Here is a 23,833-nt window from a genome sequence, read left to right on the forward strand (position 1 = left end):
TCCGGACATGGGTGATCCCGGACTGTTCACACCGACCTCGGTGACCTGGCAGATGCACGGCGACCCGATGATGTGGGTCGCCGGTGTCCGCGCGCTCTACCTCCAGGCCCTGCACCCGCGCGCGGTGCGCGGCGTCATGCAGAACTCCGACTTCCGCAAGGACGCCTGGGGCCGGTTGATGCGGACCGCGAACTTCGTCGGCACTCTCTCCTACGGCACCACCGAGGCCGCCGAGAAGGCGGGCGCCCGGGTCCGGAAGATCCACAGCATGCTGTCGGCCGTCGACCCCGACACCGGGGAGCGCTACGGCGTCGACGAACCGGAGTTGCTGCTGTGGGTGCACTGCGCCGAGATCGACTCCTATCTGCACGTCGCCCGGCGCTCCGGGTTCCGCCTCACCGACGCGCTGGCCGACCGCTACATAGCCGAACAACGGGTCAGCGCACGCCTGGTGGGCCTGGACCCGGACGCCGTACCGGCCGATCAGGCGGAGATGGCCGCCTACTTCGAGAAGGTGCGCCCCGAACTCGCCGTAGGACCCGAGGCACGCGCGGTGGACGACTTCCTGCTCCGCCCGCCGACGCACCCCCTGCTCGTCCCGGCGCGCGTGGTGTTGTGGCGGCGCGTGGCGCAACTGGCGTACGCCGCCCTGCCGCCGTACGCCCACGAGTTGTACGGCAGACCGGCCCCGCGGCCCGCCAGCGTCACCCGTCAACTGCGTGCCACGGGAACCCTGTTGCGCTGCGTTCCCGCACGTCTTCGCTGGCAACTCCCGCCCAAGCACATCCTCCGGGCCATGTCACGGCTCGGCCCCGGCTCGCGCCCGGCACCGTACAAAGTGGGTCGATAGCCCGCCATACTGGACGGGCCAGGGGCGGGGCGAGACCATCGGGGGCGAGCGCAGCAGATGGGGGAGAGCAAGCTGATCCAGGGCCGCTACCGGCTGCTCGACCTGATCGGGCGCGGCGGCATGGGCGAGGTGTGGCGGGCGCGCGACGAGTCGCTGGGCCGCCATGTCGCCGTGAAGTGCCTCAAGCCGCTCGGCCCGTCCCACGACCAGTCCTTCACCCGGGTGCTGCGCGAACGGTTCCGCCGCGAGGCCAGGGTGGCCGCCGCCCTCCAGCACCGCGGGATCACCGTCGTCCACGACTTCGGGGAGTCCGACGGAATCCTGTACCTCGTCATGGAGTTGCTGGAGGGCCGCAACCTCAGTCAGCTCCTGGAGGACAACCACCACCATCCGCTGCCCGTCGCGGACGTCGTCGACATCGCCGACCAGGTCACCGCCGCCCTCGCCTACACCCACCAACAGGGCATCGTGCACCGCGACCTGAAGCCCGCCAACATCATGCGGCTCACCGACGGCACCGTGAAGATCTGCGACTTCGGCATCGCCCGGCTCGGCCACGACATCGGCTTCACCTCCCGGCTGACCGGCACCGGCATCGCGATGGGCACCCCGCACTACATGTCGCCCGAGCAGATCGGCGGCTCCGAGGTGGACCAGCGCAGCGACCTGTACTCCCTGGGATGCGTGCTCTACGAGATCGCCACCGGGGCGCCGCCGTTCGACCTCGACGACGCCTGGGCCATCCTCGTCGGCCACCGCGACACCCCGCCCCGGCCGCCGCGCAGCCACCGCGCCGAGGTGCCCGCCTACCTCGAGAAGATCATCCTGGACCTGCTGGCCAAGCTGCCCGAGCAACGCCCCCACGACGCCCGCGAGGTGGGCCGCCGCATCGGTCTGGGCCGTACGACACCGACGTACGTGCCCACCGTCGTGACACCCCAGCCGACGCTCAAGGCCGACCCCGCCGCCCGCGCCGCCCGTCTGCCGTCCTGGACCCGCGGGATGACCACCGGCCACAAGGCCACCGGAGCCGGTCTCGGCACCACACCACCGGACGCCGGGGCGGGGCTCACCGGCGAGTGGATCCCCCGCCCCGTCACCGGCCGCCAGGGCGAGGTGGCCCTCCCCGACGAACGCGGCACCCCGTCTCCGGAGGCGCTCAGCGCCCTGGCCGGACGGCACAACGCCGGGCTCAGCCTGGGGCGCCTCGGCCGCTGGGCGGAGGCCGGTGAGGTGCACCGCGCGGTCGCCGCGGAGCGCGAGCACCTGCTCGGCCCCGACCACCCGGACACCCTCGCCAGCCGCTACGAGGTCGCCTTCACCCTCAGCCGTACCGGCCGCGCCGCCGACGCCCTGCGCGAGTACAAGCACGTGGCCCGCTCCCGCAGCCTCGCCCTCGGCCCCGACCACCCCGACACCCTCGCCGCCCGCCAGGAAATGGCCTATGTGTTCGGCCAGTTGGGGCGCCACTTCGACGCCCACCAGGTCTACACGTCGGTGCTCGCCGCCCGTGAGTGCGCCATGGGCCCCGACCACCCCGACACCCTGCGCTGCCGCCACAACCTCGCCTTCAACCTCAGCCGGCTCGGTCGCCTGGAGGACTCGTACCGCATGGCCTGCGAGGTGGCGGCCGCCCGCGCCCGCGTCCTCGGGGCCGGCCACCCCGACACCCTGGTCACCCGCTACGAAGTGGCCTACGCGCTCGGCCAGTTGGGCCGCTGGCAGGAGGCCCTGCGGACCTACCAGGAGGTCGCCGAGGCCCGCGCCCAGGCGCTCGGCCCCGACCACCCCGACACCCTCGCCGCCCGCTACGAGGTCGGCATCAGCCTCGGCCGCCTCGGCCGCAGCGGGGAGGCCCTCCGGCTCTACCGCGACCTCATCGACGACCGCACCCGCGTCCACGGACCCGCCCACCCCGAGACCCTCCGCGCCCGCCACGGCCTCGGCGTCAACCTCGGGCGCCTGGGCCGCTGGGAGGAGGCCCTCGCCGAGTCCCGCGACGTGTGCGCCATCCGCGAGCGCGTCCTGGGCCCCGAGCACCCCGACACCCTGGTCAGCCGTCGTGAGGTCGCCGTCGGCCTCGGGTGGCTCGGCCGCTGGGCCGACGCCCTCACCGAGTACCGCCGAGTCGCCGGCGCCCGGGAGCGGGTCCTCGGCGCCGACCACCCCGACACCCTCGCCAGCCGCAACGACGAGGCCCACTGCCTGGAACAGCTCGGCCGCGGCGCCGAGGCGGTCGAGCTGTACCGCAGGGTGGCGGTACTGCGACAGCAGCGGGCGGCGGGCGGGCCCTGACGGGGACGGCGGAGCATGCGCGACCCGGCGGAGGTGCGGGAGCGTCCGAGGCGTCGGGACGGCCCGCCCCGTACCCCGAGATCGCCGGGCCGCCCTCCCGTGACCCGTCCCGACCCCGCCGCCGTACACCCCTGGCCGCTCGCGATCATCACGTGTTACGAAGAGGCATGCCTGCACTCGAGGGACACACGTACGACGCCGTGATCGTCGGCGGCGGCCACAACGGGCTCGTCGCCGCCGCCTATCTGGCCCGGGCCGGACACTCCGTCCTGGTCCTGGAGCGCCTCGGCCACACCGGCGGCGCCGCGATCTCCACCCGGCCCTTCGCCGGCGTCGACGCACGGCTGTCGCGCTACTCGTACCTGGTCAGCCTGCTGCCGAAGAAGATCGTCCGGGATCTGGGCCTGGCCTTCCGGGTCCGTAAGCGCACCGTCTCCTCGTACACCCCCGTCGAGCGGGACGGACAGCCCACCGGCCTGCTCGTGGGCGGTGGCGAACGCCGCACCCGGGAGGCCTTCGCGCGCCTGACCGGCGGCGAGCGCGAGTACGCGGCCTGGCGGAGCTTCTACGGCATGACCGGCCGCGTCGCCGAACGGGTCTTCCCGACCCTCACCGAACCGCTGCCCACCCGCGACGCGCTGCGCCGGCTCGTGGACGACGAGGAGGCCTGGCGGGTCCTCTTCGAGGAGCCGATCGGGGTGGCCGTGGAGGAACGCTTCGCCGACGACCTGGTCCGTGGTGTCGTCCTCACCGACGCCCTCATCGGCACCTTCGCCGACGCCCACGACCCCTCGCTCCAGCAGAACCGCTGCTTCCTCTATCACGTGATCGGCGGCGGCACCGGTGACTGGGACGTCCCGGTCGGCGGTATGGGCGCCCTCACCGACGCCCTGGCCGCCACGGCGCGCGACGCCGGTGCCGTCCTCGCCACCGGGCACGAGGTGGTGCGGATCGACACGGACGGTCGTACGGCCGAGGTCGGGTTCCGGACGGCCGGCGAGGAAGGTGTCGTGGCCGCCCGGCACGTCCTGGTCAACGCCTCCCCGCAGGCCCTGGCGGAACTGACCGGGGACGGGCCGCCGACCCCGGCCGAGGGCGCCCAGCTCAAGGTGAACATGCTGCTCAAGCGGCTGCCGCAGCTGCGCGACCGCTCCGTCGACCCGCGCGAGGCGTTCTCCGGCACCTTCCACATCGCCGAGGGCTACGAGCAGCTCGCCGTCGCGCACGCCGAGGCCTCCGCGGGAGCGCTGCCCACCGCCCCGCCCTCCGAGATCTACTGCCACTCCCTGACCGACCCGACGATCCTCGGTCCGGAGCTGGTGGAGCAGGGCTACCAGACCCTGACCCTGTTCGGCCTGCACACGCCCGCGCGGCTCTTCGACGCGGACAACGACGGCGTACGGGAGGAGTTGCTGAAGTCCACGCTCGCCCAGCTCGACGCGCACCTCGCCGAGCCGATCACCGACTGCCTGGCCGTCGACGCGGAGGGCCGCCCCTGCATCGAGGCCAAGACCCCGCTCGACCTGGAGCGGGACCTGCGGCTGCCCGGCGGCAACATCTTCCACCGCGACCTGTCCTGGCCGTACGAACAGGAGGGGACGGGGCGTTGGGGCGTGGAGACGCGGCACGGGAACGTGCTGCTGTGCGGTGCTGGCGCGGTGCGCGGGGGCGGGGTGAGCGGGGTGCCGGGCCACAACGCGGCGAGGGTGGTGCTGGAGGCGCTCAAGGGATGAAGGGAGCGGCCGTCAGTCGGATCGGCGGCGCCAGGCGAGCCGGAGCGGATAGCGGTCGGCCAACTGCTCGTAGCGGGCGCGGACTTCAGGGACGGGAAGATGGACGGCGGCGGCGTACTGCCGGAGCGTCGACTCCTCGATCACCATCTGGGGGTCGATTCCGGGGGTGAGGCCGTCGAGGTCTTTGGACAGCAGCACCCGGTTGACTTCATCGGGGTCCAGTGTCGCGAGGGACCACAAGGCGCTGCGCCTCGCGTCGCGGTTGCTGCCTGTCATGGCTTCGTTCAGCTCGCTGCGGGCCGTGGTGTCCCCGAGCGCCGCCAGTGCGGCCCTCAGGGCGGAATACAGCTCCGGGTCTGTGTTCGCCCGCAGCTCTGTCAGTGGTGTGATCGCACGAGCGTCACCGATGCGGCACAGGGCCGCGAGAACGGCCAGGCGCTGATCATCCCCGAACGGCTCGGGATCGTCGTCCAGGTCCGGGAGCGTGGACAACAGTGGCTCGACGGCCCTTTTGTCGCCGAGGAGGCCGAGAGCCTCGATGACGGCCTCGCGAAGTTCGCCACGAGAGGTCGGCAGAAGGCCGAGCAGGGGCTCCACCGCCTGGGAGTCGCCGAGGCGGCCGAGGGCTCGCGCGACGGCGGGGCGCCAGATGTTCTCGGTGGCCAGCGCGTCGAGGAGGGGGCCAACGGCCCGGGAGTCGCCGAGGCGGCCGAGCGCGGTGACCACGCTCTCGACGTTGTCGCCGAGAGGCAACGCTTCGAGTAGGGGTTGTACGGCCCGGGAGTCGCCCAGATGGCCGAGAGCGTAAGCGACTGAGCCGTTCACCTTGCCGTGCTGTGTGGTGAGGATGCTCAGCAGGGGTTCCACCGCTCCCCGATCACCAAGGTTCCCCAGTGCATGGACCACAAAGGTGTCCGGGGTTCCGTGAGGGAGCAGCAGCAGGCCCAGCAGGGGCGGCAGGGCCCGGGGGTCGCCGAGATCACCGAGGGCCTTGGCCACGACGCGGTCCGCCGTGCCGTGGGACGTTCTGAGGAGGGCGAGCAGGGGGTCCAGCGCGCGGGAATCGCGCAGAGCGCCGAGGGCCTCGACGACCCCGCTGTGACGCACACCGTGTTCGTCGGTGAGCGTCTTCAGCAGGGGCTGCAACGCCAACGAATTGTCCAACCGCTTCAGCAGCAGTGCCGCACCGACGCGAACTTCGTACCGCTGATGCCGAGTTGCCGAGATGACGGGTCCCGTGACGCCGCGGAACAGGGTCTGGTACTGATCGGCGATCTGGTTCCGCGTCGCTGCGGTGGCGGACGCGAAGGCCTCCATCACCCGTTCGGCCAAGGCCTCGCGCCGCGGTGCCGGAGCCTCGTCGAAACACCACAGCAGATGCGTGACGGCATCAGGGGGCAGAGCCGCCGTGAGGATGACGCTGGTCAACTCCTGCAACTCGGCGGCGGAAGGCCACCAGTTGTGCGCAGGCCCCTTGATCCACATGAGAGCCCACGCTGCCGCGGTCGCTTCGCACGGGCCGCGGGTGAGCATGGAGATGAGCCCCGGCACCAGGCCGGGCACCATGACGAGGGTGCCTCGATAGGCGACGTCCATCAGGGCCAGCGCCGCTTCGGTCGCCACTTCCGCCTCAGGCTCTTTGAGGAGGGCAACCTGGTTGCGGACCCATGTCCGCAGGGCTTCCTTCTCGGAGGGAGCGGCCTCGCCCAGCACCACGGAGGCGGAGCCGGCGAGCCGGTGGTACTCCGAGGGATCCTGGATCCACCGGGCGACGATGGTGCGGCTGAGCAGGGCGGCGAAGCGGGAGTTCCCCACCTCTTTCAGCACGGTGTCGGCGATGGTGAACTCGGGACCGCTTCCGTCCTCCGTCGTCAGTGCGGCGACGAAGCGGGTGACGACCTCCTGCGCGACCTCCTTGCTGACATTGGGCTCATCGGCCAGGCACGCGCACGCGAGGGTGGCTCGTGGACGGGCCGTCGTGGCGGCGTCCTCCCCGGCCAGGGGCGTGGCGATGGCGCGGAGAACGTCGTTGACGTGGTCGTCGTTGCACGTCATCACGCTCAGCCGGATGGCCTCGCGCCACTTCTCCGTCACCGCGACGTCGGCCTGACGGCCCGGAGACACGAAGGGAGCCGTCTCCGCGGCCAATTCGGCGATCTGCTGCGCGAGCGATCTCTGCCGATCACGTCCTGGGTAGCGTCCGGCGACCAGCGCCAGCCCCGCCAGATACTCCTGGAAGGTCAGGTGCCGGAACTCGTAGACGGGGACCAGATGGCCGTCATGGTGGACGTGACCGGACTCGACGAGGATCCCGGTCTGCCGTTCCAGCCGACGGAGGAACTCCACCGGGGGTCGCTGCTGGACGGCGTGGATGTCGGGGAACTCCCCGCGCATCCGCTCCAGGACGTCGAGGACCGTGTCCTGACGGATCTGCTGTTCCCCGGAGTCACACATGTAGTACGCGAGGTACTGCAGCTGCGGAAGGGCCTCGCGGGGGTCCATCCGTTCGTCGACGTCGCTGCGCCAGTGCAACAGCACGTCGACGGCCTCCCGGTACAGGTCCGCCCGGCGGCTCGGCAGCTTGCCGACCTTCTTCTTCACCAGGGCCATCGTGGTCAGCAGCATGGGGCTGCCGGTCAGGCGCTCGATGCGGTCCGTGCTGTGGATGTCGCTGATGAGCTGTTCCGTGGCGAGCTCGCGGCGGATCGGCGGCTCGGTCACCACGCACCAGCGACGCGCGAAGTCGTCCTTGTCCTCGGGCGTCAGGTCCTGCACCGTGACGTGCTCGAACCCCCGGGTGATCCGCAGCTTCATCTCCCGGTAGCCGACGATCCGGGAGGTCACGATGATCGGCGCCTTGGGAAAGGCCACATGTATCTTCTCGACCTTGCGGCAGAACCGGGCCCGCAGGGCGGGGTCCGAGATCTCGTCCAGGCCGTCGATCAGCAGCAGCACCCGCCCCTCACGCAGCCGGCCGAGCAGCAGCGGTGTCAGGTCGGCGGCCTCGTCGCTGGAGAACTCCGTGTCGCACAGGTGGTGTTGGATCATCTCCTCCAACGACCCGGTGAGCCTCCTTCGGTCCAGGTCGCGGCAGCGGATGAAGAGCGGAAGCCAGTCGGTGTCGGGAAGCGTGTCGACGTCCGGCAGCTGACTCCAGTCGGGGTCCGCCTTCAGGCGCAGCAGGTACGCGGTGGCGATCCAGCGCAGCAGGGTGCTCTTCCCGGCGCCCGGATCGCCCAGCACCACCAGCCGGTTGGAGTGCGCGAGCCGCTCCCCGACGGAGAAGCGGGACCCGGTGTCCTGGGCCCCGTCCTGGTCCTTGCGGCGCGCTTCGAGGTTATGGAGCTTCTTGTCGAGGTCGTGCGGGTCGATGCCCGGCGGGATGTCGACGGCGACGCGCAGGGACACGTACAGGCTGCGCAGCAGCAGACTCCTGGTGAGCAGTTCGCGGTCCCCGATGGGGAAGTTGGCGAGATCGACGATGTCGCAGGTTTCGAGGGCGAGTTCGCGGTAGCGCTGCTCGAGAAGGTCCAGCCGCTGGTCGGCGCCGGCCGGTCTCGGGGTCGGGTAGTACTCCGACAGCGCTGCCATGAGTTCGCCGATCGCACCGGCGGGGTCCTGCCAGTACCGGGCGACACGGCCGTCCAGCGTCAGGAAGTCGAGAAAGGCCCCCTCCTCCATCTGGAGCGCGAAGATCCGGGCCTGCCCGTACCGTCGCGCGGCGTTGACGAGGAAGTGGGCCCATCCGGTCCCGATGGCCCGGACGGAACCGCACAGGACGACCGGGCTGCCCTCGGCGATGGCCTGGGAGGCCTGCTGCATCAGCGAGTCGCCGACGAACAGGCTGCCGTGATGCACCACGTGGTACCCCGCGGCCTCCAGCGGTCGTGCGATCTCGGCGGCCAGCGCCTCGTCACCGTCGGCATGCGCGATCAGGATCTTGACCATCGAGCCCCCCGAGGTGTTCAGCGAATCGCCTTCAGGAGCTGCTCGCATCCGCCGTCCCAGTCCTGGGAGAGGTCCGCGTACCGGAGATCGGCCAGGATCGCCGGAGCCTTGCCGCTGAACTTCACCGGCAGGATCCGCACGTCGCAGCCCTCCAGTTGGCGATGGAGGGTGGACATCCATTCCCGGGTGACCCACGGGCTCATGACACCGGCCGTGGAATAGCAGAGCACCAGATACGACGTGCCTTCGAGCCCGGAGTTGATGCGGTCCACCACGGAGTCGCCGATGCCGATCTCCCACTCGTCGAACCACACCTGGTGCCCCGCGGCCGAGACAGCCCCCGCGAGCCGCTTGGCGTCGGCCACATCGACCTTGCGATGACTGATGAAGACGTTCGCCATGTCCATCCTGGTTCGGCGTTGACGCGCGGAGAAGCGCGCGGATGACGGTGACCCCCGCGGTGGTTCCCGCGGTGCTTCACGAAGGTGATGTGATGCCGACATATGCTAACCGGCCGATAGGGGACGTGAACTGGCGGTGTATCAGGTCAGTCCGCGGCCGGCACCCATCCCACCGCCGCGATGCGCTCCGCGTCCTTCGGCCGGGCCTCGTCGAAGAGGACCGTGTCGGCCGTGCGCACGCGCAACCCGTCGACGTAGGCCCCGCGCCCGACGTACAGCCGGTCGGTCGTGTACCGCCAGCGCAGGGCGAGTTGCCGGTGGGCGGGCAGGTCGGCGGTGAGCCGGTGCCAGACGCGGCCGGACCAGCCGGTGACCGTGCCCGACGGGTGGTCGGCGGCGGGGCGGGCCGTCGTGAACGGCACCGGCCGCCATGTCGTGCCGCCGTCCGTCGTGGCCTCCAACGCCAGGACGTCCGCCTGGGGTTCGGTGTCCCACCACACCGCGCAACGCAACCGCGCGGCACCCGTGGACGTGTCGAGGGCGGGGAGGGTGAGGGTGGCGGTGGCGGGGCTCGCCATGCCGGCGAACCAGGCGGTACGGCCGTAGCGGGGGCGGACGGGTACGGCGCGCGCCAGGTTGGTGGCGGCCGCGACCCGGGGTGCCGAACCGGAGCGCCAACTGCGCACCGGGTGCACGGAGTTGCCGAGCACGATCAGGAAGGAGTCGGTCGTGGGGTCGAGGACCAGCGAGGTGCCGGTGAAGCCGGTGTGCCCGGCGGTGCGCGGGGTGGCCATCGCGCCCATGTACCAGTGCTGGTAGAGCTCGAAGCCGAGGCCGTGCTCGTCGCCCGGGAAGGGGGTGTTGAAGTCCGTGAACATCAGCTCCACCGACTCCGGGCGCAGGATGCGGGCCCGGCCGTAGGAGCCGCCGTTGAGCAGCGTCCGGCCGAGCACCGCCAGGTCCCAGGCCGAGGAGAAGACGCCCGCGTGACCGGCGACGCCGCCCAGGCTGAAGGCGTTCTCGTCGTGCACCTCCCCCCACACCAGGCCTCGGTCCAGGCCTGACCAGGGCTTGCGCGCGTCCTCGGTCGCCACGATCCTCGGCCGCCAGGAGGCGGGCGGGTTGTAGCAGGTGCTCCGCATGCCGAGCGGCTCGGTGATCTCCTCGCGCAGGAGCGTGTCCAGGGTGCGCCCGGTGATCCTCTCCAGGACCAGCTGGAGCGAGATCAGGTTCAGGTCGGAGTAGAGGTACTTCGTACCCGGTGGGTTGAGGGGTGCCTCGTTCCAGATGAGCTGGAGCTTCTCCTCGTACGTCGGTGCGTTGTAGAGCGGGATCCAGGCCTTGAACCCCGAGGTGTGCGTGAGGAGCTGACGGACCGTGATGTCCTGCTTGCCCGCGGCGCCGAACTCCGGCAGGTACGAGGCGACCGTGCCCTCCAGCTCCAGCGCGCCCCGCTCGATCTGCTGCACCGCCAGGATCGAGGTGAACAGCTTGGAGACCGAGGCCAGGTCGAAGACGGTGTCCTCGGTCATGGCGATCTGCTGCCCGGGCGGGAACTCGACCCCGGTGTCGGTCTTCTCGTCGTACGCCGAGTAGCGCACCGCCATGCCGATCGGTCGGTGCAGGGCCACGGTGCCGCCGCGTCCGGCGAGCAGGACGGCGCCCGCGTACCACGGGTGCTTGGGGGAGGGGGCGAGGAACGCCTCGGCGTCGGTGACGAGTCGACGCAGGTGGGCGCCGATCAGGCCGGCCTGCTCCGGGGTGCCGTGGCGCAGGGTGCTGCGGCCGGCTGCCGCCGCGGCGGGCCCCGCGGGGAACGGGGCGATGGCGAGCGCGCCCCCCAGTGCGAGGGCTCTTCGGGTGAGCTGACGGCGGGTCAGTCCGTGGTGCGCCTCATCGGTCATCGTGAAACTCTAACGCCACGACCAGATCTGACGGAGCATCAGAAAAGGTCTTCCGTCTGCCAGGGGACTGCGGCATCCTGCGCCCATGCAGACGGAGCTGAGCAAGAGACTGGGAGTCGAGCACGCCATCTTCGGCTTCACGCCGTTCCCCGCCGTCGCTGCGGCCATCAGCCGGGCCGGCGGCTTCGGTGTGCTCGGCGCGGTCCGCTACACCGCCCCCGACGAGCTCAAACGCGACCTCGACTGGATCGAGGCCCATGTCGAGGGCAGACCGTACGGCCTGGACGTCGTCATGCCCGCCAGGAAGGTGGAGGGCGTCACCGAGGCGGACGTCGAGGCCATGATCCCCGAGGGGCACCGGCAGTTCGTCAGGGACACCCTCGCCAAGTACGGCGTCCCCGAACTCGCGGAGGGGGAGGCGTCCGGCTGGCGGATCACCGGGTGGATGGAGCAGGTCGCCCGCAACCAGCTCGACGTCGCCTTCGACTACCCGATCAAGCTGCTCGCCAACGCGCTCGGCTCACCGCCCGCCGACGTCGTGGAGCGCGCGCACGACCGGGGCGTCCTCGTCGCCGCGCTCGCGGGCAGCGCCCGGCACGCCGTCAAGCACCAGCAGGGCGGCATCGACATCGTGGTCGCCCAGGGCTACGAGGCCGGCGGCCACACCGGCGAGATCGCCTCCATGGTGCTCACCCCCGAGGTCGTCGACGCCGTGGACCCGCTGCCGGTCCTGGCCGCGGGCGGGATCGGCAGCGGGCGGCAGGTCGCGGCCGCACTGGCGCTCGGCGCCCAGGGGGTGTGGCTGGGTTCGCTCTGGCTCACCTGCACCGAGGCCGAGATGTCCTCTCCCGCGGTGACGCGCAAGCTGCTGGAGGCCGGCTCCGGCGACACCGTCCGTTCCCGTGCCCTGACCGGGAAACCCGCACGCCAGCTGCGCACCGAGTGGACGGACGCCTGGGACGACCCGAACGGCCCCGGCACCCTCCCGATGCCCCTGCAAGGCCTGCTGGTCGCCGAGGCCCTCACCCGTATCCAGAAGTACGAGGTCCAGCCCCTGCTCGGCACCCCCGTCGGCCAGATCGTCGGCCGGATGAACAGCGAACGCAGTGTCCAGGCGGTCTTCGACGACCTGACCCGCGGCTTCGAGCGGGCCGTCGACCGCGTCAACCGCATCGCCGGAAGGAGCGGCCAGTGACGAGCACACCCCCCGCCGGATTCTGGGCCCAGGCCACCGCCGACCCCGACCGCATCGTCCTCGTCGCCCCCGACGGCGAGGAGTGGACCGCCGGGCGCCTCCACGCCGCGGCCAACCGCCTCGTCCACGGTCTGCGCGCGGCCGGCATGGAGCGCGGCGACGCCTTCGCCGTCGTCCTGCCGAACGGCGTCGAGTTCCTCACCGCCCATCTGGCCGCCACCCAGGCCGGGTTCTACCTCGTGCCGGTCAACCACCACTTCGTCGGCCCGGAGATCGCCTGGATCGTCGCCGACTCCGGCGCCAAGGTCCTCCTCGCCCACGAACGGTTCGCCGGCCCCGCCCGCCAGGCCGCCGACGAGGCCGGCCTCCCGGCCACCCACCGGTACGCCGTCGGCCGCATCGAGGGCTTCCGGCCGTACGCCGAACTGCTCGACGGACAACCGGAGTCGGCGCCCGCGGACCGCACCCTCGGCTGGGTCATGAACTACACCTCGGGCACCACCGGCCGCCCCCGCGGCATCCGCCGCCCGCTGCCCGGCAAGCTCCCCGAGGAGGCCTACCTCGGCGGCTTCCTCGGCATCTTCGGCATCAGGCCGTACGACGACAACGTCCACCTCGTCTGCTCGCCGCTCTACCACACGGCGGTGCTCCAGTTCGCCAGCGCCTCCCTGCACATCGGCCACCGACTGGTGCTGATGGACAAGTGGACGCCCGAGGAGATGCTCCGGCTCATCGACCGGGAGAAGTGCACCCACACGCACATGGTCCCGACCCAGTTCCACCGGCTGCTCGCCCTGCCGGAGGACATCAGGACGCGCTACGACGTCTCCTCCATGCGGCACGCCATCCACGGCGCCGCACCCTGCCCCGACCATGTGAAGCGGGCGATGCTCGACTGGTGGGGGCCGTGCGTGGAGGAGTACTACGCGGCCAGCGAGGGCGGCGGCGCCTTCGCCACCGCCGAGGACTGGCTGAAGAAGCCGGGCACCGTCGGAAAGGCCTGGCCCATCAGCGAGTTGGCGGTCTTCGACGACGACGGCAACCGGCTGCCGCCCGGCGAACTGGGCACCGTCTACATGAAGATGAACACGGGCGGCTTCTCGTACCACAAGGACGAGGACAAGACGCGGAAGAACCGCATCGGCGACTTCTTCACCGTCGGCGACCTGGGGGTCCTCGACGAGGACGGCTACCTCTTCCTCCGCGACCGCAAGATCGACATGATCATCTCGGGCGGGGTCAACATCTACCCCGCCGAGATCGAGTCCGTGCTGCTCCAGCACCCCGCCGTCGCCGACGCCGCCGCCTTCGGCATCCCGCACGACGACTGGGGCGAGGAGGTCAAGGCCGTGGTGGAACCGGCCCCGGGCCGCGAACCCGGCCCGGGCCTGGCCGCCGACATCCTGGGGTACTGCGCCGGTCAGCTCGCCGGCTACAAGTGCCCCAAGACGGTCGACTTCATCACCGAGATGCCCCGCGACCCCAACGGCAAGCTCTACAAGCGCCGGCTGCGGGACCCGTACTGGGAGGGCCGGACCCGCCCCGTCTGAGCCGTCTCACGAGCGGACCCGGACCATCCTCAGCGACGGCGACGACAGGATGTCCTTCTCACAGAAGCGGGCCCTCACCCACCTCTCCTGGGAGTACAGCCGCGTCTGGTCGCCGAAGTGGGGCGAGTTCGGGTTCGAGGACTGGGAGTACGACAAGAGCGTGCGGGCCACCGGGCTGGGGGTCCCCCCGCACGAAGTGTGGGGGAGGCTGCCGTCCCAGCCGACGGCCTGGATGTAGCTGGAGCCGGTGGTCACCTCCGTGTAGCCCCCGTGCGCCGGGTCCCACACCGGCTCGACCTTGTTCCAGACGCCCAGGGACTCCGTGCCGCCCGAGACCGGGATGCGCCGGTCGCCGCGTACGACGAACTGGTGGTCCCCCAGCGGGGAGTCGAGCGGGATCCCCGCCGTCCGCAGCTCGGTGACCGCGCCCGCGAGGGCGGCGGCGAACGCCGGCGTGTCCGTGTTCAGGGTGTTCGGGGTGCGCACCGGGTCCGCGGGGGAGAAGGGCACCTTCCACAGCTGGGCCGACGGGATCTTGCGCCACAGTCGGTCGAAGAGCAGCGCGCCACGGCTGTCGGTGTTCACCGTGCGGTCCCACGCGGCGAGCACCCCGCACGCCTCACTGACGTCAACGGCCTTGCCGTCACTGCCCGTTGCGGTGCCGCCGGGCAGTGCCGCACAGGCCTTCGCCGCGTCGGCCGCGGCCAGGTCCCCGGCGGGCACCCGGTTGGCGAACTGCTGCGCCTGGAGATCCCGTACGGTCAGCCGCCCGCGCTCGGCCATCGCCGAGACGTCCTCGATCGCGCCCCGGGTCCGCAGCGACCGCTGCGTGCCGATGGTGCCGAAGACGCGCTCGTACCCGGTCAGCGGCCGGTCGGCGTTGGCCAGCCAGGCGCTGTCGTTGGAGTTCTCCGCGTAGGGGGCGTCCACGAGGGTCGGCATCCGCGCCGGACCGAAGACGCCGGGCTGCACGGCGTCGGGGTCGGAGCCGAGCGCGCAGTCGCCGCGAGCGCCGTCCAGGATCGCCAGACCCGCGGACGGATAGGTGACCTTGCCCAGGGGCGTGGAGCAGCGCTGGGCCAGTTCGTCGGTGATGCGCGGAAGCACCTGGGACTGGGTGAAGAGCGTGTGACCGCCGGAGTCGGCGGCGATCGTGTTCACCCACGGCAGGCCCTGGGTGCGCCGGAGCGAGCCGAGGACCTGCGCCGTGCTGCGGGCCTTGCTGAAACCGAGAGCGGTGTCGGAGGCGCGCAGGTTGGCCGCGTTGGGGTCGTTGAGGGCGTATGCCGTCGTGGACGACCACGGCAGCGGCAGGGAGCCGCCGAAGGAGGTGATCACCGGGCCGTAGCGGGTCCACCACTGGGTCCGTGTCAGCGGGGCGCCGTCCTTGACCTGGACCGTGACGGTGCGCCTGGTCATCCGCTCCGGCGTGCCGTCCACGAGGTAGGTGGTCGGGTCGGCCGGGTCGAGGGTCAGCTGGTGGAGGTTGACGGGGACGCCGGTCGCGACGGTGTGGCTCCAGGCCACCTTCGCGTTGTGGCCTATGGAGATCGTCGCGGAACCGAGCAACGAGCCGCCGGAGACGTTGAGTTCACCGGGGATGGTCTGCTGGGACTGCCAGAAGCGGCGGCCGCCCTGCCAGGGGTAGTGCGGGTTGCCCAGCAGCAGTCCGCGGCCGTCCGCGGTGGTCGCGCCGCTGAAGGCGACGGCGTTGGACCCCATGTCGGCGGTGTCGGCGGCCAGCAGCTCCCGGGCCGCCCGGGCGGTGTCCTGGGCGTCGGGCGCCGCGGTCGAGGCCGTCGTGGGCGGCTGGGCGGCGGTGATGCCGTCCACGCCCCTCCCCTGGCCACCGAGGACCGAGAGCGCGAAGCCGCGCACGGCCACGTCCAGGGCCGTCACCGGGCGGACCCAGGCGGCGCCCTTGCAGGCCGGGTCCGTGACGCGGTTCTTCCTCAGCCACGCGTTGTAGCCGGCCGCGTAGCCCCGCATCAGGTCCTTCGCCTGGCGGCTCGGTCCGCGCGGCGCCGGTTCGGCGAGCAGTCTCTCGACCGTGCCCGCCTCGCGCACCCCGCGGAAGTAGAGGTCGCTGGAGAGGTTCCGGGCGGCCGAGGAGAGGGAGGAGTCGGGCGCCGTGTCGGGCCCGAAGTACCGGGACCGTTCGCCGCGCACGGTCACGAAACCGTCGGCCAGCGTGCACACCTGGTCGGCGGCCTGCGCCCACCCGGTGCCGAAGCCCAGGTCCGCGTAGTCCTTGGCGACGATGTGCGGGATGCCGTACTCGGTGTAGCGGATCGTGGCGGACAGGCCGCCGTGCGACGGGTGGTGCCGAGAGCTCTGGCCTTCGGCCACGGCCGCCGGCAGCGCGGACGTGGCGGTGAACAGGGCGACTGCCAGGACGACGGTTCGTCTCAGGCGTGTGCGCATCGTGCCTCCCAACGTCATTGGGGGAAGGAGCGGTTGAGCGTACCAACGGGTATGTCCGGGCGGACGGTGCTTGACCTCCCGTCGCCACGGACCGAGGATCATGTGTCATGACGCCCGGACACGGCAGCACGGTTGACGGGGTGCTGCGGCGCAGCGCCCGGCGCACCCCGGCGCGGGTGGCGGTGGAGTACGGCGACCGCGCCTGGACGTACGAGGAACTCGACGAGGCCGTCTCCCGCGCGGCGAGCGTGCTGCTGGCGGAGGGCCTGTCGCCCGGCGACCGCGTCGGCGCTTACGGCCACAACTCGGACGCCTACCTCATCGTCTTCCTCGCCTGCGCCCGCGCGGGCCTGGTGCACGTGCCGGTGAACCAGAACCTGTCCGGCGAGGACCTGTCGTACATCGTCGGCCAGTCGGGCAGCGCCCTGGTCCTCACCGACCCGGACCTCGCCGCCCGACTCGGGGACGACGTCCGCACGGTGCCGCTGCGCGACGCCGACGACTCGCTGCTGGCCCGGCTGGCGGCGGCGCCCGCCTACGACGGTCCCGAGCCCCAGGGCGAGGATCTCGTCCAACTGCTCTACACCTCCGGCACGACCGCCCTCCCCAAGGGCGCGATGATGACGCACCGCGCACTGGTGCACGAGTACCTGAGCGCGATCACGGCCCTGGACCTGAGCGCCGGGGACCGCCCCGTGCACTCGCTGCCGCTCTACCACTCGGCGCAGCTGCACGTGTTCCTGCTGCCCTACCTCGCGGTCGGCGCGACGAACGTCATCCTCGACGCGCCCGACGGCGACCGGATCTTCGACCTGATCGAGGCGGGCCGCGCCGACAGCCTCTTCGCGCCGCCCACGGTGTGGATCGGCTTGGCCAACCGTCCCGACTTCGCCACCCGGAACCTCGACGGGCTGCGCAAGGCCTACTACGGCGCGTCGATCATGCCGGTACCCGTGCTGGAGCGGCTGCGCGCACGCCTGCCGAAGCTCGCCTTCTACAACTGCTTCGGCCAGAGCGAGATCGGTCCGCTGGCGACGGTCCTCGCGCCCGAGGAGCACAAGGGCCGGATGGACTCCTGCGGCAGGACCGTCCTGTTCGTCGACGCCCGCGTGGTCGACGAGGACGGCAAGGACGTGCCCGACGGGACGCCGGGGGAGATCGTCTACCGCTCCCCGCAGTTGTGCGAGGGCTACTGGGACAAGCCCGAGGAGACCGCCGAGGCCTTCCGCGACGGCTGGTTCCACTCCGGGGACCTCGCGGTCCGTGACGCCCATGGCTACTTCACGATCGTGGACCGGGTCAAGGACGTCATCAACTCCGGTGGCGTACTGGTCGCTTCACGGCAGGTCGAGGACGCGCTCTACACCCACGAGGCCGTCGCCGAGGTGGCCGTGATCGGGCTGCCGGACGAGCGGTGGGTCGAGGCGGTCACGGCGGTCGTCGTCCCGCGCGGCGAGGTCGGCGAGGCCGAACTCATCGACCACGCACGCGAGAAGCTCGCCCACTTCAAGGCGCCCAAGCGGGTGCTGTTCGTGGACGAGCTGCCGCGCAACGCGAGCGGGAAGATCCTCAAGCGGGAGTTGCGGGACCGGTTCTCTTAGCGGGGCCGCTGGTCCACGATCCGCCGGATTTTGCCCACCGACCGTTCCAGCGACTCGGGTTCGACGATCTCGACGTCGACGGACACCCCGATGCCGTCCTTCACCGCCGCGGCGATGGACCGGGCGGCGGCCTCCCGGTCCTCGGGACCGGCGTCCGGCCGGGCCTCCGCGCGCACGGCGAGGGCGTCGAGGCGGCCCTCGCGGGTGAGGCGCAGCTGGAAGTGCGGGGCCACGCCCGGGGTGCGCAGCACGATCTCCTCGATCTGGGTGGGGAAGAGGTTCACGCCCCGCAGGATGACCATGTCGTCGCTGCGCCCGGTGACCTTCTCCATGCGCCGGAACACCCGTGCCGTGCCCGGCAGCAGCCGCGTCAGGTCCCGGGTCCGGTACCGCACGACGGGCATCGCCTCCTTGGTGAGCGAGGTGAACACCAGCTCCCCGCGCTCCCCGTCCGGCAGCACCTCGCCGGTGACCGGGTCGACCACCTCGGGATAGAAGTGGTCCTCCCAGATGTGCAGGCCGTCCTTGGTCTCCACGCACTCCTGGGCCACGCCCGGGCCGATCACCTCGGACAGCCCGTAGATGTCGACCGCGTCGATGGCGAACCGTTCCTCGATCTCCCGGCGCATCCCCTCGGTCCAGGGCTCGGCACCGAAGACGCCCACCCGCAGGGAGGTGCCGCGCGGATCGACGCCCTGCCGCTCGAACTCGTCCAGGAGCGTCAGCATGTAGGAGGGGGTCACCATGATGACGTCGGGCCTGAGGTCCTGGATCAGCTGGACCTGACGGGCCGTCATGCCGCCGGAGGCGGGGATCACCGTACAGCCGAGCCGTTCGGCGCCGTAGTGGGCGCCCAGGCCGCCGGTGAACAGGCCGTACCCGTAGGCCACATGGACGATGTCGCCGGGGCGGGCGCCGGCGGCGCGCAGCGAGCGGGCCACCATGTCGGACCACAGCGAGAGGTCGCCCTCGGTGTAGCCGACGACCGTGGGCCGCCCGGTGGTGCCGCTGGAGGCGTGGATGCGGCGCACGCGGTCCCGTGGCACGGCGAACATGCCGTACGGGTAGTTCTCGCGCAGGTCCGCCTTGGTGGTGAAGGGGAAGCGGGCCAGGTCGGCGAGGGACCGGCAGTCCTCGGGGTGGACGCCCGCCTTGTCGAAGGACTCCCGGTAGAAGGGCACGTTGTCGTAGGCGTGCCGCAACGACCGGCGCAGCCGCTCGAGTTGCGCCGCCCGCAGCGCCTCCGGGTCCATCCGCTCACCCGCGTCCAACAGCTCCGTCGCATCCGCCATCGGGACGCCTCCCTCACCAACCACAGCAATACGGGCGACCGATCATTCGGTCGACGTGTTCGGGATCAGTAATTCAGCCCTGCCGACCTCAATCAAGAGGCCGGCCCGGATTTTCTGCCCGCACAGGCGCCGACCGGGAACCCCGTTGCGGCGCGGAGCCGTCGACCTTCAGGATCAGTGCCATGCCGACCTTCACCGCACCCGACGGGACCCCGCTCGCCTGCCATCTGCGGGGCGAGGGCGAGCCCCTGGTCGTCCTGCCCGGCGGACCCATGCGCGCCTCCGCCTACCTCGGCGACCTCGGCGGCCTGAGCGCCCACCGCCGGCTCGCCCTGCTCGACCTGCGCGGCACCGGGGACTCCGCCGTACCGGCCGACCCGGCGACGTACCGCTGCGACCGGCTCGTGGACGACGTGGAGGCCCTGCGGACGCACCTGGGGCTGGAGCGCATGGATCTGCTCGCCCACTCGGCGGGCGGCAGCCTCGCCATGCTGTACGCGGCCCGGTACCCGCGGCGGGTGCGGCGGCTGGTGCTGGTCACGACCATCCCGTGGGCGCTGGGCATGCCCGTGACGGACGCGGACCGGCTGGCCGCTGCCGCGCTGCGCAAGGACGAACCCTGGTTCGAGGAGGCCTTCCCCGCCTTCGAGGCCTCGCTCACCGGGACCGGCGGCTACGACCCCGTCTTCGCGCCCTTCTTCTACGGCCGCTGGGACGAGAGCGCCGCCGCGCACGACGCGCGCGGGGAGGAGGAGTTCAACGAGGAGGCGGCCGAGGTGTACGGCTCCGACGGCGCCTACGACCCGGACGCGACCCGGGAGGCGCTCGGCCGGTTCGAGGGCCCGGTGCTCGTCCTCGCCGGCAGCCTCGACAACGGACCCCGGCCCGAGCAGGCCGGCCGCGCCGCGGAGGTGTTCCCGCACGCCGAACTCGCGGTACAGCCCGGCGCCGGGCACTTCCCGTGGCTCGACGACCCGGAGTGGTTCGTACGCCGGATCACCGCCTTCCTCAGGGAGCCGCTGCCGACACCGGAGTAGGGGCGCACCCCGCCGGCCCACCGGTTCCCGGTGACCGTTGCCGCCGGGCACCTGGTGCACGAGACGCGGCCGGAGGAGTCCCCGGCGGTCGTGGAGCCGCCCGGCGGGAGCTCACTTCGCGTACGCGGTCATGAACCGGTCCCGGAAGGTGTCCATGCCCCACTCCGGGGCGTTCCCGGCGGGCTTGAGCCCCTCGGTCCAGCCCCAGTCGGCGATCCGGTCCAGCACCTTGGGGTCACGGGCCACGATGGTGATGGGCACGTCCTTGTTCGTGTCGCCGCCGGTGACGGTCGGGACGGGCTGGTGGTCGCCGAGGAAGACCAGGACCGTGTCGTCGTTGCCGTAGCGCTCGACCCACTCGGTGAGGCTGTCCAGCGAGTACTGGACGGCCTTGCGGTACTCGGTGCGCACGCGCTGGGAGCTCTTCCAGACCTCCTTCGGGTCGGTGCCCTCCTTCTTGATCTGCTCGAAGACCGAGCCGTCCCCGAGCCGGTCCCAGTCGATCATGTGGGCGATGGGGGACCAGGGGTTGTGGCTGGAGGCCAGGATGATCTCCGCCATGATCGGGTCGCGGTTCTTCCTGCCGTGCTCCAGGCGCTCGAAGGCCTCCAGGCTGAACTGGTCGGGGACCGGCGTCCAGCTGAAGTAGGGGCCCTGGTAGCCGAGGTGCTCGGAGTCGTAGATGTGGTCGAGGCCGAAGTACTTGCCCTCCGGCCACGCCTTGCGCACCCCCGGCACGATGCCGACCGTGCGCCAGGCGCCGGTCTTCTGGAAGTAGCTGGTGAGGGTCGCGCGGTCGCCGGTCGTCAGGCTCCGGTAGCGCTGCTGGTTCTTCACCCACAGGCCCGACAGGAACGTCGAGTGGGCGAGCCAGCTGCCCGCGCCCGTCACGGGGGAGCGGAGCCAGGCGCTGCGCGAGGAGAAGCCGGCCGCCTTCAGCCGGCTGTCGCCCGCCTGGAGGGTCGCGTCGATCTCCGGGGCCATCGACGGGTCGTCGATCGCGACCCGGCCGTAACTCTCGATGAAGGTGAACAGGACGTCCTTGCCGCGCAGCCCGGTCAGCAGCTGGTCGGGCGGGGTCTGGGCGAAGGCGTCGACGGCGGCGAGCTTCTCGAACTCCTTGGCGTCGAACAGGCCGTCACGCACCTGCTGGACACGGTTGGCGACGAACTGGGTGTTGCCCTTGGTGGCGAAGGGCACCCCGCCGAACTGCACGCCCAGGGTGAAGCAGACGATCCACACGATGCCGAGGACGAGCGTGCCCCGCAGGGCCGTGGGACGGTGCCTGACCAGAAGGTTCGTCAGCCGTACCACCGCGAGCGTGCAGGCGGCGAGCACGGCGACGGCCAGCGCGATCGCCCCGGTCACCGCGAGGACCTGTCCCGTGCGGCCGAAGGACTCCCTGACGAAATCCGTCGCGTCGTCCAGCAGGATCCAGTCGAAGACCAGGTCGAAGGGGCGGGCCAGGGTCTGACGGAAGCCCATGTCGAGGAACTTGACGAGGGTGAACAGACCGATCAGGACACCCGCGACGACGGCCGTGACGCGCCGCGGCCGCCTCGGCAGCGCGAGCAGCAGTCCGGCGAGGAGGATCGCCTCCACGGGGAGGCGGAGGAACGCCTGGAGGTTCATCCGGTCCAGACGGTTGGGCATGAGCAACGCGCCGAGCACCAGGACGGCGGCCAGGACGCTCGTGCCGACGGTCACGCCGCGTGCCGCACGCGGCCAGCGGCCCCGCCAGCCGAACCAGCCGGACTTCCCGGGGGCCGCCTCGGCCGTCTCGCCGGGCGTGCCGTCCGTCTCCACCCCGCCCTCGGTGGCCTCCGGCAGCTGACGAGAGCGAGGTGTGAAGAGCGACACCCGGCGGTCCTTCCGTGCGGTCCTGCGATGGCATGGCGAACACAGGCCCGTGACCGAGCCTGCCACCACCAGTACGTCCGCACGTCACCTTCGGTTCAATCCCATGGGCGCGGAATTCACGCGTCCGCCCTCACCGCCACCTCCCGCGCCCACCGGTAGTCGGCCTTGCCGCTCGGGGAGCGCCGTATGGACTCCTGGATCACCAGTTGGCGCGGGATCTTGTAGCCCGCCAGATGGGTGCGGCAGTGCGTCTGGATGTCGTCGAGCGACGGTCGCGCGGCTCCTTCCCGCAGTTGTACGACCGCCGCGACATGGTGGCCCCACTTGGCGTCCGGCACGCCGGCGACGAGCGCGTCGTACACGTCCGGGTGGGACTTCAGCGCCTGCTCGACCTCCTCCGGGTACACCTTCTCGCCGCCGGTGTTGATGCACTGCGAGCCCCGGCCGAGGACGGTGACGACGCCCTCCTCGTCGACGGTGGCCATGTCGCCGAGCAGCACCCAGCGCTCGCCGTCCTTCTCGAAGAAGGTCTCGGCGGTTTTGCGGGGGTCGTTGTAGTAGCCGAGCGGCACGTGGCCGCACTGGGCGACACGGCCCACCTCGCCCACCGCGACCGGCTCGTGGGTGGCCGGATCGACCACCTGGGTGCGGGTGTTGACCCGGACCCGGAAGCCGCGCTCGATGCCGGAGTCGTCCGTGGCGGTGCCGTTGAAGCCGGACTCGGAGGAGCCGAAGTTGTTCAGCAGCATCACGTTCGGCACGAGTGCCTGGAACTGCCGGCGCACGGTGTCCGACATGATCGCGCCGGACGAGGACACGCTGAACATCGACGAGGTGTCGACGCCCTTCATGGGCCCTTCGAGGGCGTCGATCAGCGGGCGCAGCATCGCGTCGCCGACCAGGGACATGCTGGTGACCTTCTCCCTCTCCACGGTCCGCAGCACCTCCTCGGGCACGAACTTGCGGTGGATCACGACCCGTTGGCCGAAGTAGAAGCCGATGAACGCGGTGAGCGTGGAGGTGCCGTGCATCAGCGGCGCGGTCGGGAAGAAGGTGATCCCCTCGCCGCTCGCGGCGACCCGCTCGGCGAGCTCCTCGGGCCTGCTCACCGGCTCGCCGGTCGGCGCGCCGCCGCCCATGCCCGCGAAGAACAGGTCCTCCTGGCGCCACATCACACCCTTGGGCATACCGGTCGTGCCGCCGGTGTAGATGATGAACTGGTCGTCGCCCGAGCGGCGCGGGAACCCGCGCTCGGCGGAGCCCGCGGCCACGGCGTCGGCGAACGGCACGGCATCCGTACCGGACCCGCCCTCGCCCACCCGCACCAGATGCCGCAGCTTGCGCGTCGACGGCAGCGCGGCCGACACCAGGGCCGCGAACTCCGCGTCGAAGAAGAGGCCGACGAGATCGGCGTCGCGGTAGAGGTAGACCAACTCGTCCTCGACGTACCGGTAGTTGACGTTCACGGGCACGGCGCGGGCCTTCAGGCAGCCGATCGCGATCTGGAGGTACTCGATGCCGTTGTACAGGTGCAGCCCGACATGGTCGCCGGGGCGGATGCCGCTGTCGATCAGATGGTGGGCGACCCGGTTGGCGGCCGCGTCCAGTTCGGCGTACGTGAGACGGTGCTCCGCGCCCGTGCCGGGGTGGTCGACGTACACGAGCGCCTCACGGCCGGGGACCACGTCGACGACGGACTCGAACAGGTCGGCAAGGTTGTACTCCACCGCTCCTCCTGACCCT

At 71.5% G+C, this 23,833-nt stretch carries 14 protein-coding genes; 7 read left to right on the plus strand and 7 right to left on the minus strand.

Annotated elements, in window-relative coordinates; genetic code table 11:
- Window positions 1-7: 7 nt before the first annotated feature.
- The 3 genes from ACH41F_RS29945 (at window position 8) to ACH41F_RS29955 (ending at window position 4,878) form a co-directional block, all read left to right on the plus strand.
- The gene (locus tag ACH41F_RS29945; protein ID WP_391231736.1) at window positions 8-850 is read left to right on the plus strand and encodes an oxygenase MpaB family protein; all 843 of its coding nucleotides are present in this window, start codon (window positions 8-10) and stop codon (window positions 848-850) included.
- 57 nt (window positions 851-907) lie between these two features.
- Window positions 908-3,145: a tetratricopeptide repeat protein gene (locus tag ACH41F_RS29950; protein ID WP_398838264.1), complete on the plus strand. Its 2,238-nt coding sequence runs from the start codon at window positions 908-910 to the stop codon at window positions 3,143-3,145.
- Between the two features lie 167 nt (window positions 3,146-3,312).
- Window positions 3,313-4,878, plus strand: a complete 1,566-nt coding sequence (locus tag ACH41F_RS29955; protein ID WP_398838266.1) for a phytoene desaturase family protein — start codon at window positions 3,313-3,315, stop codon at window positions 4,876-4,878.
- A 12-nt stretch (window positions 4,879-4,890) separates the two neighbouring features.
- Here ACH41F_RS29955 and ACH41F_RS29960 read toward each other — a convergent pair whose 3' ends face one another.
- From ACH41F_RS29960 to ACH41F_RS29970, 3 genes are all read right to left on the minus strand, one after another.
- Window positions 4,891-8,826, minus strand: a complete 3,936-nt coding sequence (locus ACH41F_RS29960) for a HEAT repeat domain-containing protein (protein ID WP_398838268.1) — start codon at window positions 8,824-8,826, stop codon at window positions 4,891-4,893.
- A gap of 17 nt (window positions 8,827-8,843) precedes the next feature.
- Window positions 8,844-9,227: a toll/interleukin-1 receptor domain-containing protein gene (locus ACH41F_RS29965; protein WP_398838270.1), complete on the minus strand. Its 384-nt coding sequence runs from the start codon at window positions 9,225-9,227 to the stop codon at window positions 8,844-8,846.
- A 146-nt stretch (window positions 9,228-9,373) separates the two neighbouring features.
- Entirely contained in the window at window positions 9,374-11,131 is a 1,758-nt protein-coding gene (locus ACH41F_RS29970) for a serine hydrolase (RefSeq protein ID WP_398838271.1), read from the minus strand.
- Window positions 11,132-11,216: 85 nt separating this feature from the next.
- Between ACH41F_RS29970 and ACH41F_RS29975 the strand changes: the two genes are divergently transcribed.
- A complete protein-coding gene (locus tag ACH41F_RS29975; RefSeq protein ID WP_391231744.1) occupies window positions 11,217-12,326 on the plus strand; it encodes a nitronate monooxygenase in 1,110 nt (369 codons plus the stop codon).
- Window positions 12,323-13,876 (plus strand): acyl-CoA synthetase, encoded by a 1,554-nt coding sequence (locus ACH41F_RS29980; RefSeq protein ID WP_398838273.1) that lies wholly within the window; start codon window positions 12,323-12,325, stop codon window positions 13,874-13,876. Before ACH41F_RS29975 ends, ACH41F_RS29980 begins: the two co-directional genes overlap by 4 nt.
- Window positions 13,877-13,882: 6 nt before the next feature.
- Here ACH41F_RS29980 and ACH41F_RS29985 read toward each other — a convergent pair whose 3' ends face one another.
- Window positions 13,883-16,300 (minus strand): penicillin acylase family protein, encoded by a 2,418-nt coding sequence (locus tag ACH41F_RS29985; RefSeq protein ID WP_398838275.1) that lies wholly within the window; start codon window positions 16,298-16,300, stop codon window positions 13,883-13,885.
- A 107-nt stretch (window positions 16,301-16,407) separates the two neighbouring features.
- Here ACH41F_RS29985 and ACH41F_RS29990 point away from each other — a divergent pair, with 107 nt between their 5' ends.
- The gene (locus ACH41F_RS29990; protein ID WP_398838276.1) at window positions 16,408-17,901 is read left to right on the plus strand and encodes an acyl-CoA synthetase; all 1,494 of its coding nucleotides are present in this window, start codon (window positions 16,408-16,410) and stop codon (window positions 17,899-17,901) included.
- Here ACH41F_RS29990 and paaK read toward each other — a convergent pair.
- Window positions 17,898-19,193 (minus strand): phenylacetate--CoA ligase PaaK, encoded by a 1,296-nt coding sequence (gene paaK / locus ACH41F_RS29995; RefSeq protein ID WP_398838278.1) that lies wholly within the window; start codon window positions 19,191-19,193, stop codon window positions 17,898-17,900. The genes ACH41F_RS29990 and paaK overlap by 4 nt on opposite strands.
- A gap of 182 nt (window positions 19,194-19,375) precedes the next feature.
- On the opposite strand from paaK, the gene ACH41F_RS30000 reads away from it, so the two are divergent.
- Entirely contained in the window at window positions 19,376-20,230 is an 855-nt protein-coding gene (locus ACH41F_RS30000; RefSeq protein ID WP_398838280.1) for an alpha/beta fold hydrolase, read from the plus strand.
- A 111-nt stretch (window positions 20,231-20,341) separates the two neighbouring features.
- Here ACH41F_RS30000 and ACH41F_RS30005 read toward each other — a convergent pair whose 3' ends face one another.
- Together ACH41F_RS30005 and ACH41F_RS30010 are read right to left on the minus strand one after the other, a co-directional pair.
- The gene (locus tag ACH41F_RS30005) at window positions 20,342-22,090 is read right to left on the minus strand and encodes a sulfatase (RefSeq protein ID WP_398838282.1); all 1,749 of its coding nucleotides are present in this window, start codon (window positions 22,088-22,090) and stop codon (window positions 20,342-20,344) included.
- Between the two features lie 116 nt (window positions 22,091-22,206).
- Window positions 22,207-23,817: an acyl-CoA synthetase gene (locus tag ACH41F_RS30010; protein ID WP_398838284.1), complete on the minus strand. Its 1,611-nt coding sequence runs from the start codon at window positions 23,815-23,817 to the stop codon at window positions 22,207-22,209.
- Window positions 23,818-23,833 lie beyond the last annotated feature (16 nt).

It is taken from the genome of Streptomyces sp. NPDC020489, assembly GCF_044386545.1.
Taxonomy (GTDB): domain Bacteria; phylum Actinomycetota; class Actinomycetes; order Streptomycetales; family Streptomycetaceae; genus Streptomyces.

Excerpts from the sequence above, each read along its gene's own strand:
- ACH41F_RS29955 (WP_398838266.1), top strand. The coding sequence starts at position 3,313 with ATGCCTGCACTCGAGGGACACACGTACGACGCCGTGATCGTCGGCGGC.
- ACH41F_RS30000 (WP_398838280.1), top strand. The coding sequence starts at position 19,376 with ATGCCGACCTTCACCGCACCCGACGGGACCCCGCTCGCCTGCCATCTG.
- ACH41F_RS29970 (WP_398838271.1), bottom strand. The coding sequence starts at position 11,131 with ATGACCGATGAGGCGCACCACGGACTGACCCGCCGTCAGCTCACCCGA.
- ACH41F_RS29975 (WP_391231744.1), top strand. The coding sequence starts at position 11,217 with ATGCAGACGGAGCTGAGCAAGAGACTGGGAGTCGAGCACGCCATCTTC.
- ACH41F_RS29985 (WP_398838275.1), bottom strand. The coding sequence starts at position 16,300 with ATGCGCACACGCCTGAGACGAACCGTCGTCCTGGCAGTCGCCCTGTTC.
- ACH41F_RS29990 (WP_398838276.1), top strand. The coding sequence starts at position 16,408 with ATGACGCCCGGACACGGCAGCACGGTTGACGGGGTGCTGCGGCGCAGC.
- ACH41F_RS29965 (WP_398838270.1), bottom strand. The coding sequence starts at position 9,227 with ATGGCGAACGTCTTCATCAGTCATCGCAAGGTCGATGTGGCCGACGCC.
- ACH41F_RS29950 (WP_398838264.1), top strand. The coding sequence starts at position 908 with ATGGGGGAGAGCAAGCTGATCCAGGGCCGCTACCGGCTGCTCGACCTG.
- ACH41F_RS29960 (WP_398838268.1), bottom strand. The coding sequence starts at position 8,826 with ATGGTCAAGATCCTGATCGCGCATGCCGACGGTGACGAGGCGCTGGCC.
- ACH41F_RS29945 (WP_391231736.1), top strand. The coding sequence starts at position 8 with ATGGGTGATCCCGGACTGTTCACACCGACCTCGGTGACCTGGCAGATG.
- paaK (WP_398838278.1), bottom strand. The coding sequence starts at position 19,193 with ATGGCGGATGCGACGGAGCTGTTGGACGCGGGTGAGCGGATGGACCCG.